Source organism: Collinsella aerofaciens (assembly GCF_015557435.1).
In the GTDB taxonomy this organism is placed as follows: Bacteria; Actinomycetota; Coriobacteriia; order Coriobacteriales; family Coriobacteriaceae; genus Collinsella; species Collinsella aerofaciens_Z.
Genome location: NZ_JADNOH010000084.1, coordinates 1 through 14,761, shown reverse-complemented (window position 1 = coordinate 14,761; position 14,761 = coordinate 1). Strand labels below are relative to the sequence as shown.

Genomic DNA, 14,761 nt, shown 5'->3' with positions numbered 1-14,761 from the left:
GCGGCAATCTGCCTTTCAACTTCGGCGGCATGACCAGAAGGTCAATGCCGCCTCGTTTCAAGGCACCTTGCTCGCTCTGGCGGGCTTTCGCTGTCCGCGCCAAAACATCGGCGTTGCCGGGCCGGCACTTGGGGACGTTCCTTTTCTGCCGGCACCTGGGGACACTCCTTAGCCGTTGGGGGCGTTCTTAAACGACTAGTCTGGGCGGCGGCCGTGTGCTGCTGTCCGCGTGGCGGCGTATAATCGGCGGCAGATGACTTGGACGTTAGGAAACCATGACCGATAGCATGCAGCAGATGGCGCTCGACACGCTCGGCGCCTATTTTGGCTACACCTCGTTTCGCCCGGGGCAGGACCGCATGGTCGATGCGATTCTTGCCGGTCGCGATGCGCTGGGTGTTATGCCCACGGGCGCCGGCAAGTCCATTTGCTACCAGGTGCCCGCGCTCATGCTGCTCGGCATCACCTTTGTGGTGAGTCCGCTGCTGTCGCTTATGGAGGACCAGACCCGTGCGTTGCTCGCGGCGGGTGCGCGACCCAGCTATCTCAACTCCAGCCTTACTCCGGCCCAGCAAAACACCGTGCTCAAGCGAGCGCGCGAGGGCCGCTACCAGCTTATGTACGTGGCGCCCGAGCGCTTGCTCGAGCCGCGTTTTTTGGCCTTTGCGCGGGAGGCCGCGGCGGACGGCGGCATTGGCGTGCCGCTCGTGGCCATTGACGAGGCCCACTGCGTGAGCCAATGGGGCCAGGATTTCCGCCCCGCCTATCTGCAGATTCGTGAGTTCATCGATTCCCTGCCGCAGCGCCCCATCGTGGCGGCGTTTACCGCTACGGCGACCGAGCGCGTGCGCACGGACATTCAGCAGATGCTCGGCCTGCAAAACCCGGCGACGGTGGTGACGGGCTTCGATCGCAAGAACCTCTACTTTGGTTGCGAAGAGATGGGCGACAAGGCCAAGACCGCCTGGGTGCGCGACTACGTGATCGCGCATTCGAGCGAGAGCGGCATCGTGTATTGCTCGACCCGCAAGACGGTCGATGCGCTGGCAGGCGATCTTGCCGAAGCGCTGGGCCCCAGCGGCATTCGCGTTGGCCGCTACCATGCCGGCATGGGCAATGACGCCCGCCGCCAAAGCCAGCGCGCCTTTATCGACGACGACATCCAGGTGATGGTTGCCACCAACGCCTTTGGCATGGGCATCGACAAGCCCAACGTGCGCTACGTGATCCACAACAACGTGCCCGAGAGCATCGAGGCCTACTACCAGGAGGCGGGCCGCGCCGGCCGCGATGGCGACCCGGCCAGCTGCCACCTGCTGTGGAACGGCAACGATTTTCGCATGCGCCGCTTTTTGATCGACCGCGGCGATGCGGCCGACGAGGCGCTTGACGATGAGCAGCGCGCGTGGGCGCTCCAGAATCGATATCGTCTGCTCAGCCAGATGGAGGGCTACTGCAATACCACGGGCTGCCTGCGCGAATACATGCTGCGCTACTTTGGCGACGAGGCCGCGGCCGAGCATGCTGCTGCGGCTGGTGCGGGCGCCACCGCCACGGACGACGCCGAGGGCTGCGGCAACTGCAGCAACTGCCTGACGCAGTTCGAGGTCGAAGACGTCACCGATATGGCCCGCGCCGCTGTGCGCTATGTGGCCACGCGTCCCATGCGCTTTGGCAAGTCGCTGATCGCCGATGTGCTCCACGGCGGCAACACCGAGCGCATTCGCCAGATGCATCTGGACGAGGACCGCGGCTACGGTGAGCTGTCGAGCGAATCGGTCGGGCGCATCAAGGACATCATCGGCCAACTGTGCGGCCGCGGCTACCTGGCCACCTCGCAGGGGCAATACCCGGTCGTGGGGCTGGGCCCGCGTGCCACCGAGGTCGAGGATGAGGCGTTTGCCTTTACCGTTAAGCGTCGCGCGTCCAAGCGCAAGGCCTCGGCCCGCGCCCGCCGTGCGGTGGATCTGCTGCGCGAGGAGGCCGAGCTGGATCAACGCCCGCGCGTGGGCGACGATGCCGAGCTGTTCGAGCGCCTGCGTGCCCTCCGCAAGGAGATCTCGACGGAGCTGGAGATGGCGCCGTACATGGTCTTCTCCGACAAGGCCCTGCGCGGCCTGTGCCGCCTGCGCCCGCAGACGCGCGACGAGCTGATCCAGGTCAACGGCATTGGCGAGAAAAAGGCCGACGCCTTTGGCGAGCAGTTTATGGCGGCGATTGAAGAATTTGAGTCCGAGCATGCGCGGGATGGAGCGTAACGATGGTAGCCGATAGCAAGACCGAACGTTCCGAGCGCGCCGAGGTGTCCGCCGTGCCACTGTACCAGCAGGTCATGGACGATCTAAAGGGCGAGATCGCGCGCGGCGTGTACGTGGCCGGCTCGCGTATTCCTTCCGAGATGGAGCTCGCGAAGTCCTACGGCGTGGGGCGCGTCACCGTGCGTCGCGCCATCGAGGAGCTGTCGCGTGCGGGGTATCTCAACCGCCAGCAGGGGAGGGGCACCTTTGTGTGCGCTCCCAAGCTCAAGCGCAAGATTCGCCAGAAGGGTGACGTCCAGAGCTTTACTGAGGGTTGTGCTGCCAACGACATGGTGCCGGGTGCGCGTCTGGTGTCGCGCACGGTGGTCGCAGCGACGCACGAGGATGCGGCGTTCTTTGGCGTGGAGCCCGGCTGCGAGCTTATCGTGGTCGAACGCGTGCGCACAGCCGACGGCATCCCTGTCATGCTTGAGAACAACGCCTTTGTGCTCGCCGACCATCCCTATCTGCAGACGCTTGCCGACAAGAACCTCACGGACAATTCCATCTTTGCGCTCGTTGCCGAGCATTCGGGTCGCGCGCCGCTCAAGTCCGACCCCTGCACCGTGGAGATTGCGCTTGCCGATGCCCAAACGGCCCCGCTGCTGGAGGTGCCGGTCGGTGAGCCGCTCTTCTATATGGAGGCCTACTTTACCGACGCCGGTGGGCACCCTCTGTTGCTCGGTCGCCAAAAGATTGTGGGCTCGCGCTACGTCTTCGACATCTAACGTCCACAGATAGAACAACATAGAACAAGTTTGGCGAAATGACTTCACCCACGACAGCTTGCGTGCTATAAATAGGACAACATAGAACGACCGCAGGTACGAGCAGCCGTCACCAAAAGCCACCACACAAGGAGGAGCATCAGCATGAACGCACATGATCTGATTCAGGAAATTATCGAGCGCAAGGGCAAGGTCGAGAATGTCTTTTGGATCGCCTGCGGCGGTTCGATGATCGACCTGATGCCGGCTAACGAGCTGCTCAAGCGCGAGGCCACCACGTTTACCTCGACGGTCTACACCGCGCGTGAGTTCTGCCTGATGGCCCCCAAGAGCCTCGGCGAGAAGTCGCTCGTCATCGCCTGCAGCCACAGCGGCAACACGCAGGAGGTTGTTGACGGTTGCGAGATGGCGCTGGCCGCCGGTGCCGAGGTCGTTGCCATGACCGACTGCGAGGGCTCCAAGATCGATAACGGCAAGTGGACCACCTGGGTCTACCCCTGGGGCGAGGGCGTGTCGCAGGCCGAGGTACCGCAGGGCATCGGTGCTCTGATTGCCGCCGAGCTGCTCGATCAGCAGGAGGGCTACGAGGCGCTTGCCGACATGTACGAAGGCCTTAAGCAGATGGACGCGCTGCTGCCCGCCGCCCGCGAGAAGGTCAACGCCGAGCTGGGCGCCCGCTTTGCCGAGCTTTGCCAGCAGCACAAGTTCTTCTACATCCTGGGTTCCGGCCCCAACTTTAGCCAGACCTACGCCATGGCCATCTGCTCGCTTATGGAGATGCAGTGGCAGCACTGCTGCTACATTCACTCCGGCGAGTACTTCCACGGCCCCTTCGAGGCCACCGAGCCCGGCGTGTTCTACTTTGTGCAGCTCGGCGCGGGCGAGTGCCGCCCCATGGAGGAGCGCGCGCTTGCGTTCCTCAACACGCACACCGACACGATCATGGTGCTCGACGCGCTCGAGTACGGCGTGGGCGACGTGCCCGCCAGCGTGCGTTCGTTCCTGGAGCCGATCTTCTTCTATGCGATGAGCTGCGAGCTGCGCGCCGCCCGCGGCAAGGTCTTCGACCACAGCCCCGAGGTTCGTCGCTACATGGGCATCGAGCAGTACTAATTTTCCGAGGAACAATCTCTCACGACGGGGCCTTCGCCAAGCGCAGGCCCCGTTTTGCGTTGTGGCGCCCCTTTTGGTTTGTTTGGAAAAGTATTCACCTTGGATTTGCAAGTGCGCTGCGTGAGCCAAAAAAGCGGGCCGCGCCGGGGATTTCCGGCGCGGCCCGCTTTGCATGGCACTTGGATATGTGAGGCCAGACCAGCTACGGCCTACTTTGCGTCGTAGGCCTCGGCGTCCCACCAGTCGAGCTGGGCGATGTTGTCGCGGATGTGCTGGCAGCTCTTGTGGAAGCCCTCGAGCTCGTGCTCGGACAGGTCGAGCGTGTAGACCTCCTCGACGCCCTCGGCGCCGATCACGCACGGCAGGGAGGTGAAGATGCCTTCCTCGCCATACTGGCCGGTCATGAGCGTGGAAGCGGAAAGCACGGCGTGCTCGTTGTGCAGCACGGCGGCGCAGACGCGCGCGGCGGAGTTGGCGACGGCGTACTCGGTGCACTGCTTGCCCTGGTAGGTCACGTAGCCGCCCTTGCGCGCGAGCTCCTCGACCTCCATGTGGTCGAAGGCGTACTTGTCGGGGTTCTCGGCCTGAAGCTCGATGAGGCTCTTGCCGGCGATGGTTGCGGCCTTAAAGGCGGCCAGCTGGCTAAAGCCGTGCTCGCCGATCATGTAGGCGTCGATGGACTTGGGGCTCACGCCGACCTTCTTGGAGATCTCGGTGCGCAGTCGGGCGGAATCCAGGCCACAGCCCGAGCCGATGATCTTCTTGGGATCGTAGCCGGTCAGGTGCCACAGCTCGGTGCACACGACGTCACAGGGGTTGGAGATGCTCACGAAGATGCCGTCGAAGCCGGCGTCGACGATGCGCTTGGCAAAGGTGCGGGCGGCGTCGGTGGTAAAGAACAGCTCGCCATCGCGGCTGCCGGCGGCCAGCGCGACCTTACCGGCGGCGTTGACGATGACGTCGCAGCAGGCAAGCTCCTCGTAGTGGTCGTAGCAGTTGACGATCTTGGTGTTATACGGGACAAACGAAAGGGAGTCGCGCAGGTCCTGAACCTCGGACGTCACCTTGGCCTCGTTGATATCGCACAGGTACAGCTCATCGGCAATGCCCTGCATAAGCAGGCTGTTGGCGACATGTGCTCCTACGTGGCCCTGGCCGACCACACCGATCTTACGCGTCTGGTACATATGAGTATCCTTTCGGCCGAGTTTTTCGCGTTGAAACATTGTAGCGTCCTGCCGTCACTTTGCTAGACTAAAGTGCCTTAGATTTTTGGGACATGCCTTAATCTCTACTTTTGCGGCGATTTGGGCCGCTGGCGGCATCGCTGGGCGATGTGCTCGCGCGAATGGGGCCGCTCGTTGTACCATAGCTGCAACTGACTCGTAAGGAGCATCCATGCCCATTCGCATTCCCGACGCCCTCCCTGCCGCCGCGCAGCTCGAGAGCGAGAACATCTTTGTCATGACCGAGTACCGCGCGCTGCATCAGGACATCCGTCCGCTGCGCGTGCTCATCCTCAACCTCATGCCCACCAAGATCGCCACCGAGACGCAGATCATGCGCAAGCTCTCCAACACGCCGTTGCAGGTGGAGGTGGACCTGCTGCGCACCAAGACGCACGAGGCCACGCACGTGAGCGCCGGCCACCTGGAGACGTTCTACCGCACGTTCGACGACATCCGCGACATCCACTACGACGGCCTGATCATCACGGGCGCGCCGGTGGAGCAGATGCCGTTCGAAGAGGTCGACTACTGGCCCGAGCTCTGCCAGATCATGGACTGGTCCACCACGCACGTGCACTCCACGCTGCACATTTGCTGGGGCGCGCAGGCGGGCCTGTACCACCACTACGGCATTCAGAAGTACGATTTGCCGGCTAAGGCGAGCGGCGTGTTTGAGCATCATCTGGTGAAGCCGCAGAGCCCGCTGGTGCGCGGCTTCGACGACCGCTTCTATGCCGTGCACTCGCGCAACACCGACGTGCGCCGCGAGGACGTGGAGGCCGAGCCGCAGCTCGAGGTTGTTGCCGTGTCCGACGAGGTGGGCCTGTATATCGTCAAGTCGACCGACAGCCGCCGCTTCTTTGTCTTTGGCCATCCCGAGTACGATACCGACACGCTGCGCCTAGAGTACGAGCGCGACGTGAAGCGCGGGCTCAACCCTCAGGTGCCGGCGCATTACTTCCCGGGTGACGACCCCACCGCCGAGCCGCGCAACGTCTGGCGCAGCCAGGCTCAGCTGCTCTATACCAACTGGCTCAACTACTACGTCTACCAGACCACGCCCTACGACCTGGCTCGCGCCGGCGAAGAGCACTAGGCCGCTGTCGTGGCTGTGGCTGCGGCGGTTATCGTGGCCGCTACGCGACGAGCGTGGATAATCGGACACACGGGCGTGGATAATCGGACGCATGTTGAATGAGCGTGGATAATCTCCCGTTTTTAGCTCGTAAGGGGGCCCAAAGCGGGAGATTTTCCACGCTCGATTTTTCTGCAGCTGTTGTACCGGCGGCAGCATCATGCGTCGAGTACATACGGGCCGCATCGCAAACTAGGTAGTTTTGATCCACGGCATATTTTCTTTCAATGAAGTCGGTGGCTTTTGAGGCTCAAAATGTGGAGACAGGGACCTCTCGACAACCGTTCTACCTGCAGATATAAGCCATTAACCTAAAGCGTTCAAAACCGTCAAGCATTTGGTCAGCTTTTGGTTGGCATTTGGTCAGACTTCGCATGAAACCGCCTGGTACGTTGGCGCCGTTCCAAGAGTTGGGAGGCGACATGGCAAACATGACGGCGAATCAAAGACTCACAAGCCACATTAAAGCTTGCGAGCAGCAGATGAGCTGCGTGTACGCGCGCACGACGGCGGAGGCAAAGCAGATTGAGCGGCGGGTGGTGGCGGGAAGTCTCGAGGTGGTCATGCCGGGGTTGTATGCGCGTCCGGAATACTGGTCCGAGCTCAAGTTTCGGCAACGTTATCTGCATCGGGTGCGGGCGCTTGCGCAAAAGCACCCCGACTGGACGTTTTGCTCCTATACGGCGGCTGTTATCTATGGTCTTTCGGTTTCGCATGCCAATTTGACGCACATCCATATCGCCGCGATGCCGGCGCAATCGACGACGCCGGGCTCTCAGGTCATTCGCCATCGTTATGCTTATCGAACGCGGGCCAGTCAAATGGATATTGCCATGACCGATATCGATCAAACGATTACGGATTGCCTGGTCGACGCGTCGTTTGTCGAGGGGGCTGATCATTGCGGACTCGGCGCTCCATGAGCAGCTGTTGTCGAAGGAGCATCTCGTTGAGGCAGTCGACAAGCTCGGCTTAAATCGTCGCGGTGTTGTGACGGCGCGCAGGGTTGCACGGTATGCCGATGGCCTGTCGGAAAGCGGTGGCGAGTCCAAGGCGCGCGCCCTGATGATCGAGCGCGGCTGGCAGACGCCGGAGCTGCAAATTGAGCTGTTCGACCCGGTTGAGCCGGGACGGCCGTATCGCGTCGACTACTTGTGGCGCGTGGGAGATCGGCTGATCATCGGGGAATTTGACGGATTCGTTAAAAGCGAGAAGGCGGCGGAGGAGGGCAAGCTCGCAAAGGCGCAATTTGACGAGCGCCAGCGCGAGTCGAGGCTTTCGATGCTCGATAACTGTAAGATTGTGCGCTTGTGCTGGGATGATCTGAGGGACCCGACAAAGCTCGATCGCAAGCTCAAAGTTGCCGGCGTGCCGCGTGCATGTTGAGGCGGTTGCGGGGCGTTAAGCTGCACGAGCGTGGATAATCGGACACACGAGCGCGGAAATCTGGACGCGCATTGATTGAGCGTGGATTTTCAGACATACGAGCGTGGATTTTCGGACGCTTGCCGAATGAGCGTGGAAATCTGGACGGACGAGCGTGGAAATCTGGACGGACGAGCGTGGAAAAACGGACGTTTGCACATGAGCGTGGATAATCTCCCGTTTTTGGCTCGTAAGGGGGCTCAAAGTGGGAGATTTTCCACGCTCATTTTTGTGGGGTGCAGCCCGCCAGCGGTTAGACGCTGATGATGTTGGGCAGCGGCAGATCGTGGGCGTCGGTGGGGACGCGGCCGATGCGCTGTTCGTCAAAGGCGATGCCGATGATCTGACATGTGGTCGAAAGCGTGGACAGGTAGCGGTCGTAGCAACCGCCGCCGTAGCCCAGACGTGCGCCGGCGCGGTCGAAGGCTACGAGCGGCACGACGATCATGTCGAGAGCTTCGGCGGGCACGATAGGGAAGCGGCTGCTGTCGATGTCCGTGGCCGCGAAGGCCTGCGTGGGGTGGGCGATAAACGGTGTCGTGGATGCATCGTCGGCGGCAACTGCCCTCATGCACATGCGCTGGCCACAAGCTGTGGCATCAATTGCCGAGAGCATGCACGGATAGGCTACGCGCCAGCCGCGTTTGGCGGCCGCGGCGGCAAACGCGGCTGGGTTTGCCTCGGAACCCATGGCGGCATAGACGGCGACGGTACGCGGCGTCGCCGAATCCGAGCGCTCCAACAGCTCAACAAGCTGCGCACAGATAACGGCAGACTTCGCCGCCCGCAAGTCCAAATCAAGAGTATCGCGCCGAGCAATCACCGCCCGCCGCAACTCAGCCTTATCCATCCCAGCCCCCTCTCCCAAACCTACCAAAAAGGGACAGGTTTATTTTGGCAGGTTTTATCTGGGCAAATGTCGAAACCACCACAAAGATGCCTGTCCCCTTTGTGGTGGTTTTGCTTGCTGTGGCTAGCCGAGCAGGTCGATGACGTTAAAGCCGGCGTTGCTCTTGGCGATGACGTCTCGGCCGCCAAAGACGCAGGTGGGCGACTCGGCTGCGATGCGCGTCACGTCGGTGCCGAGCGAGCGCAGCTCACCGGGCGTGGCGGCGAGCATCTGGGCGCGACGCTCCTCGCGCGCATGCGGATCGAGCCCGGCCAGGTAGGTCGTGTTGCGGCGCTTGGTGAGCGCGTACGGCTTCACCGGCGCGTCCATGCCGCTCACGCAGCTCACGATAAAGCCCTCAAAGGCGGCTTCGTCGGGCTCAAAGCTGCCAAGCCATGCACCCGCGCGCTCCACGCGCTCAATCGAAGGATCGATCGCCGGGTCGCGGTAGGTGTAGAACGCCGCCTGACGCTCACCTGCCGCGCGGAATCCGCAGCCGTACGCCCCGCCCTTCACGCGGATCTCGTTCCACAGGTAGTCGTAGGAGAGCGCGTTGGCAGCCACGGCCCAAGTGCCTGTCACGTCAATGCCCAGGCGACGCGGGTCGCACGCGCTTGCCGCAAAGCAGATGTCGCTGGGGATGACAAAAGCCTCGTGGCGGTCGCACGGCGCCGGCACCACGAGCGCGTCGCGGCCGGCACCATCGCCCGCACCCAGCCCCAGGTTGCCCGCGGCATCCCAGTACGCGTCAAAGTCCTCATCGCTGCCGGTAAAGCTCGCCATGCAGCCATCGGCCACAAAGATGCGGCCTGCCAGCTCGGCAAGCTTGGCGCGCAGGTCGTCCAGGCGCTCGTCAAAGTGGTCGAGCAGATCGCGCAGGAACAGGTAGAAGTCCACGCCCGAAAGCTGCTCGCGCACCACGGCCGAAGGCGAGCTGTAGCTCATCGCGCGACCGAGCGCCGCCGAGTGACCGTTGTTGATAAAGCCCTGCTCAAGCCCAATGCGAATCTGCGTGAGCACGTCGCGCACGCGGTCGGCGTCGGCATCTGCCAAAAGCGTGCTCGACCATACCTCGCGCGGCAGACTCGCCAGTGCATTAATCTTCTCGGACAGGGCGCCGGCGCTCACCAGCAGGTAGGGGCGCACGCCGTCCACGTCGGGCTGGGTCATGACTTCGGTCGTAAAGCTCAAAAAGCCCAGCTTGCCAGCGAGCAAGTTGTCGAGTTCCTCGGCCGAGTGCTCGCGCGTGGACAGCTGCTTAAGCAGGCGGCAGAGCAGCGTCACATAGGGCAGGTCCTCAAACGCGACGCAGCTCAGGTCGAAATACTGCATGGCGTAGGCCAGGCGGTTGGTAGGGATGTCGTGGCGCAGACAGGGGATGGGCGCGGTCGTGTCCACGACCAGTGACGGTTCGGGGCGCGCCTCGCCAATGTCGGACACGCGCAGGCGCGGCAGCGTGGCCTTGTCCTCGGGCGTGTCCTCGGCTTCCTGCGCGGCACGCAGCGCGGCCGTGCGCTCGACCACGTCGGCCAGCTCGGAATCGGTCATGGCGTCGCGCTTGGCTGCCAGCTCGATGGCCTCGGCACCCTCCGAACCCTCGGCGGCGTCCACCGGCACCAGCTCGACGAGCGCCATGTGATCGTTCTGCAGCACCAGCTCGCGCAGCAGGTCCTCAAAATAGCTGCCGTCCAGCTCGCCTCGCAGCTCCTCGTACACCGGGCCGTACTTGAGTGCCAGCGTCGCGGCGTCGTCATCGTAGAGCCAGGTGCTCAGCGCGTCGCACGCAATGGCCACGCCGTCGGCGATGCCGTAGTCGCGCTGGCGCAGATCGTATTCGTTGCTGCTGATGATGGCTTCCAGGCGCTCGCGCGGAACGCCGTGCTCGCACAGGTCGCGGCAGGCGTTCTGGAACATGCGACGCAGCTCGCGCGCCACGCCGGGCTGCGCGTTTTGCAGCATGATGAGCTCGTAGGGCTGCAGGCTCTCGGCCGCGGTGTAGCTCACCACGTTGCCGCCCAGGCCGGCGGCCAGAATGGCCTTCTTAACCGGTGCTTCGTTGGAGCCCAGCAGTGCCTCAAACAGGATATCCGCCGCGATCGTGCGCTTGCGGTCGAGCGCGCTGCCCAGCACCAGACCCAGGCCCACCAGGGCGTTCTCGGGTGTAGTGGCCATCTCGACGCGCTTGTACTCGCAGGTCACGGGCGTCTGCACGCCCAGCGGATTGGGCGCCAGCGTGGACGGGTCCTCGCCGGCGGCGACGGCAGCGTCCATGCGGCGGCTCGCGGCACTCGGCTGCGACAGATAGCGCTCGTCCAAAAAGGCCAGTGCGCGGTCCACGTCCAGGTCACCGTAGAGCGTGATGTAGGAGTTGGAAGGATTGTAGTGACGCGCGTGCGTGTCCAGGAACTGCTCGTAGGTGAGCGCGGGAATCGCGCGCGGGTCGCCGCCGCTTTCGTGCGCATAGGCGGTGTCGGGATAGAGCGCGGCGTTGACGGCGTCGTCCAGCACGCTCATGGGATCGGACAGCGCGCCCTTCATCTCGTTGAACACCACGCCGTTATAGCGCAGCGTGCCCTCGCGCAGGCTCGCGGAGCTGTCGCTGCCCTCGATCTCGACGCTCTCCGGCAGGTCCAGCTCGTAGTGCCAGCCCTCCTGCTCAAAAATGGTGGGCTTGGTATAGATGGCCGGGTTGAACACCGCGTCCAGATACACGTCCATCAGGTTGTACAGATCCTGCTCGTTGGTGGTGGCGACAGGGTAGATGGTTTTGTCGGGGTAGGTCATGGCGTTGAGAAACGTCTGCATGGAGCTCTTGATCAGGTCGACGAACGGCTCCTTGACGGGGAACTTGGCCGACCCGCACAGTACCGAGTGCTCGAGAATATGGAACACGCCGGTAGAATCGGCCGGCGGCGTCTTAAAGCCAATGGCAAAAGCCTTGTTCTCGTCGTCGCATGCCAGGTACAGCAGGCGAGCGCCCGAGGCGGTGTGGCGCAGCACATAGGCGTCCGAGTCGAGCTCGGGCACGGTCTCGCAGCGCTCGACGGCAAAGCCGTGGCAGGTAGTGCCGGGCACTAGCAGCGCGGCGGCAGCGGCGCGCGGGTCGGTTGAGGTGGTGGGCATATGCAGTCTCCTTTGACGCCCCAGCGGGGGCGAATCGAGTCGAATCCTCGAGAGTATACCCATATGGGGCCGCGGCACTGCGGCGAACTGGAGACGATGCCGGCTGATCGTCGATCACTCGCGGTTCGCCCGCCGCACGAGCGTGGATATCCGGACGCGCGAGCGTGGAAAATTGGACACTCGCCAAACGAGAGTGGATATTCGGACGGACGAGCGAGGATTTTCGGACACTTATCGATCGAGAGTGGATATTTGGACGGAATCTGCCGCAAAAGCCCCAAAAACCGTTCAAATATCCACTCTCGATATCCGACCGTCCGAAAATCCTCGCTCGTGCGGTGACGGCTACGGCAAGGCGTCACCGCCGGATCGGTAATGGCTCTGCCGGACGACTTATTCCTGCGCAGCCTCGTGTCCGTCCATCAGGAACAGCCTGAGAACCAGCTTGATGACATTTCCCGGTTTGACTTCAGCCGTGCCAAAGACGTGGCGCTCGGCGAGCTCGCTGCAGTATGCGTAGATATCGCGGATAAGGTCCGCGCCCGAAAGCGTAAACATGTAGCCTACGTCTGAAAGCGCATTGGGCGCGGCGGGCAACTTGGCCATGCGACAAAAGGTCAACAGGTCGGGCGCCATAGCGTCTTGGTAGCCAAGATGGCCGCCGTCTTCTTGTGCGGCGAGTTCCAGCTGGCGTACTCGATCCAGCGCCGCTGCCAGCACAAAGCTCGGTGTGGGAGCATTGACGTCTTCCGTGTTCGCCACGAGTTTGCCCGCCGCCTGCGTGACAAGCCAAGCGACCTCGCGCTGGCAACGCACGGCCTTGCGCGTAACCGGCTTGATGGACGAAGAAGAAACGCTCCCCTTAGGCGGATTCGAAGCAGCCATAAGACCCTCCCATGAACAATCCGGCCCAACAAGCCCGGATGAAACACGTGCTACATCAGTATACAGGGGAGTGGGGTAGCGGGGTACAAGCACGCCAGCGGCAAGCCGAGAGCATCAACAATGTGCCTCCGCTCTATTTGGACGATGGTACGTGGGTCATTAAGTACTCGGTTCAAGCGCCGGGTACCGTTGGTTTTCGAGACCAGAATTACAACCGTAAAATGCTCAACTGCATGGAATGTGGCGTTCCAGTCGGAGTCATATTTGCAACCGAGGTGGGCTATAAGGTGCTCGGCCTTGCGTTTGTTGAGCGGTTCGAGCCCGAAAACGGATGGTTTGTTCTGCACGGTCCTGTTCATAAAGGCGGACCGGACCCTCGTTTTGCGCCCGACATGAGTTATCTGAAGCACATACCCGTCGATATTGAGTTTGCCGGACAGGGTGCGACCGACGATGAAATTTGGCTTTGGCGGTCTTTTTCGATCGTGCTGTTTGATCGGATCGCGTGGCGATGCAATCTCGCACACGCCTGCCGGTGCATGCTCTTCCTGATTTGTATAGCGAGAGGGGAGCGAACGTGAGCTGGCGAGGCGATATTGCGATGGGGAAGTACGGAAAACTGCCGTGCGCCCTTATAGACAACAAAATGTTTCCGAGCGTAGAAGTTGATTGCGGGTCGTTTGTCGTCGCCTGTCCTTGCTGCGGCTCGCAAATACCGTGCCTCGACATTCGGTTCATCGATGCGTGCGACAGACTTAGCGACGAAGTGAGAAAACGGACAGGCGTTCATATGCCGGTGTATCAGGAGAAATGCCCTGTTTGTGGCCTCGATATCGTGTATGACGCCGGCGACGAGGGATAGGTGATGCGGAGGAGCTGGCTGTGAAGGCATCTCTGTCCCTATAAGTAAACCCCCTCACCGAGTTGCCTGTGGAACTCGGTGTGATGGTCGCGTGCCCAGGTAAAGAGCGCCTGGTCAAAGTCGGTGCGCGTGGCCGGGACGCCAAAGACGCCGGCAACTTCGACGCGTACAAACTCCAGTGTCGGCAGCTTGTTGATGGCAGTGAGGGCAAACGGGGACGAGGGCTCCTCGAACAGATAGCGGCTGCCTTGCAGCGCGTCGCAACTGGTGCACGTGTTGCCGAGCGACGGGGCTTTGGAGGCTCGCGCGCCTACGGGCTTGTAGCCGCAGCGCTTATGAAGGTAGTCGCGGATCTCGCCCGGCACGCGGCCAAGAGCGGGCACGATGGCGAGTGCGTTGGCGTTGGCCGTGTCGATGGCAATGTGCCCGGCTTCGTTGGGCGCGTGCGCGATGACGATGCTCTCGTCGCTATCGGTTCGATAGGGAATGCCGAAGGCCGCGACCGAGGTCTCTTTGTGACACTTCCAGCACTCGCGCTTGCCCAGTACTAGATATATATACGGCGCTGAGGGGTCGGATCGGTCAACACCGGGCAGCCACTCGGCAAAGGGCTCGGGGTTGACGCCGCTGGGTACATACCAGATCTTCTTGATCCGGTCCCATTTGGCGCCCAGCGCCTTGGCTTCTTCTTTGCGTGAAAAGGGAACATCGAGCTCGGTGCGCATGGCGGCTCCTTGGTTCTGCAGGTGCAAGTGGCTCAAGGATACCGCAGGGCGCAGACATCGCGGCGTTTTGCTGAGAAGCTGCGGCTCGGACTGCTTGGTTACGCCGTTAGATAAATTGGCAAGTAGATGGTCGGCTTTTGACCAGTTGGGCGGTTGGAGCAGCTTGCGGCGCAGTTTTGTGCCTGGCTATTGTTGATGTTGGGGTATTGAATATATTTGGCTGCCATTCGTCAGGTGAATTGATGTTACGTTGCGATGACGGTTGGAACTGCCAGCGGATTTAGCGACATAAAACAAAACAGCCCAGAGGACATAGCCTCTGAGCTGCGAACATTTGGTGGGCGTTAGAA

The 14,761-nt window shown here is 62.1% G+C and carries 12 protein-coding genes; 7 read left to right on the top strand and 5 right to left on the bottom strand.

Features of this window, described 5'->3' with window-relative positions; all coding sequences use genetic code 11:
- The first annotated feature begins 275 nt into the window (after nt 1-275).
- The 3 genes from I2G43_RS08055 to I2G43_RS08045 all read left to right on the top strand — a co-directional run bounded on the left by I2G43_RS08055 (nt 276) and on the right by I2G43_RS08045 (nt 4,138).
- Nucleotides 276-2,258: a RecQ family ATP-dependent DNA helicase gene (locus I2G43_RS08055; protein WP_195535767.1), complete on the top strand. Its 1,983-nt coding sequence runs from the start codon at nt 276-278 to the stop codon at nt 2,256-2,258.
- A 2-nt stretch (nt 2,259-2,260) separates the two neighbouring features.
- Nucleotides 2,261-3,025 carry a GntR family transcriptional regulator gene (locus tag I2G43_RS08050; RefSeq protein WP_195535766.1) on the top strand — a complete coding sequence of 255 codons (765 nt, stop codon included), beginning with the start codon at nt 2,261-2,263 and terminating at the stop codon, nt 3,023-3,025.
- A 144-nt stretch (nt 3,026-3,169) separates the two neighbouring features.
- A complete protein-coding gene (locus I2G43_RS08045; RefSeq protein ID WP_195535765.1) occupies nt 3,170-4,138 on the top strand; it encodes an SIS domain-containing protein in 969 nt (322 codons plus the stop codon).
- A gap of 209 nt (nt 4,139-4,347) precedes the next feature.
- Here the strand turns inward: I2G43_RS08045 and I2G43_RS08040 are convergent, their stop codons facing one another.
- Complete coding sequence (locus tag I2G43_RS08040; protein ID WP_195535764.1) at nt 4,348-5,325, bottom strand: L-lactate dehydrogenase; 978 nt, start codon at nt 5,323-5,325, stop codon at nt 4,348-4,350.
- A gap of 211 nt (nt 5,326-5,536) precedes the next feature.
- Between I2G43_RS08040 and metA the strand changes: the two genes are divergently transcribed.
- From metA to I2G43_RS08025, 3 genes are all read left to right on the top strand, one after another.
- The gene (gene metA, locus I2G43_RS08035) at nt 5,537-6,463 is read left to right on the top strand and encodes a homoserine O-acetyltransferase MetA (RefSeq protein ID WP_195535763.1); all 927 of its coding nucleotides are present in this window, start codon (nt 5,537-5,539) and stop codon (nt 6,461-6,463) included.
- Nucleotides 6,464-6,924: 461 nt separating this feature from the next.
- Nucleotides 6,925-7,425, top strand: a complete 501-nt coding sequence (locus I2G43_RS08030; RefSeq protein ID WP_195535762.1) for a hypothetical protein — start codon at nt 6,925-6,927, stop codon at nt 7,423-7,425.
- Between the two features lie 7 nt (nt 7,426-7,432).
- Nucleotides 7,433-7,888, top strand: coding sequence for a hypothetical protein (locus tag I2G43_RS08025; protein ID WP_195535761.1), 456 nt, complete (start codon nt 7,433-7,435; stop codon nt 7,886-7,888).
- 292 nt (nt 7,889-8,180) lie between these two features.
- Here I2G43_RS08025 and I2G43_RS08020 read toward each other — a convergent pair whose 3' ends face one another.
- From I2G43_RS08020 to I2G43_RS08010, 3 genes are all read right to left on the bottom strand, one after another.
- Entirely contained in the window at nt 8,181-8,777 is a 597-nt protein-coding gene (locus tag I2G43_RS08020) for a 5-formyltetrahydrofolate cyclo-ligase (RefSeq protein WP_195535760.1), read from the bottom strand.
- Nucleotides 8,778-8,900: 123 nt separating this feature from the next.
- Nucleotides 8,901-11,939: an insulinase family protein gene (locus tag I2G43_RS08015; RefSeq protein WP_195535759.1), complete on the bottom strand. Its 3,039-nt coding sequence runs from the start codon at nt 11,937-11,939 to the stop codon at nt 8,901-8,903.
- A gap of 393 nt (nt 11,940-12,332) precedes the next feature.
- Nucleotides 12,333-12,824, bottom strand: coding sequence for a hypothetical protein (locus I2G43_RS08010; RefSeq protein ID WP_195535758.1), 492 nt, complete (start codon nt 12,822-12,824; stop codon nt 12,333-12,335).
- Nucleotides 12,825-12,835: 11 nt separating this feature from the next.
- Here I2G43_RS08010 and I2G43_RS08005 point away from each other — a divergent pair, with 11 nt between their 5' ends.
- Complete coding sequence (locus I2G43_RS08005; RefSeq protein WP_195535757.1) at nt 12,836-13,405, top strand: hypothetical protein; 570 nt, start codon at nt 12,836-12,838, stop codon at nt 13,403-13,405.
- A gap of 319 nt (nt 13,406-13,724) precedes the next feature.
- Here I2G43_RS08005 and I2G43_RS08000 read toward each other — a convergent pair whose 3' ends face one another.
- Nucleotides 13,725-14,411: a DUF5710 domain-containing protein gene (locus I2G43_RS08000; protein ID WP_195535756.1), complete on the bottom strand. Its 687-nt coding sequence runs from the start codon at nt 14,409-14,411 to the stop codon at nt 13,725-13,727.
- Between the last annotated feature and the right edge of the window lie 350 nt (nt 14,412-14,761).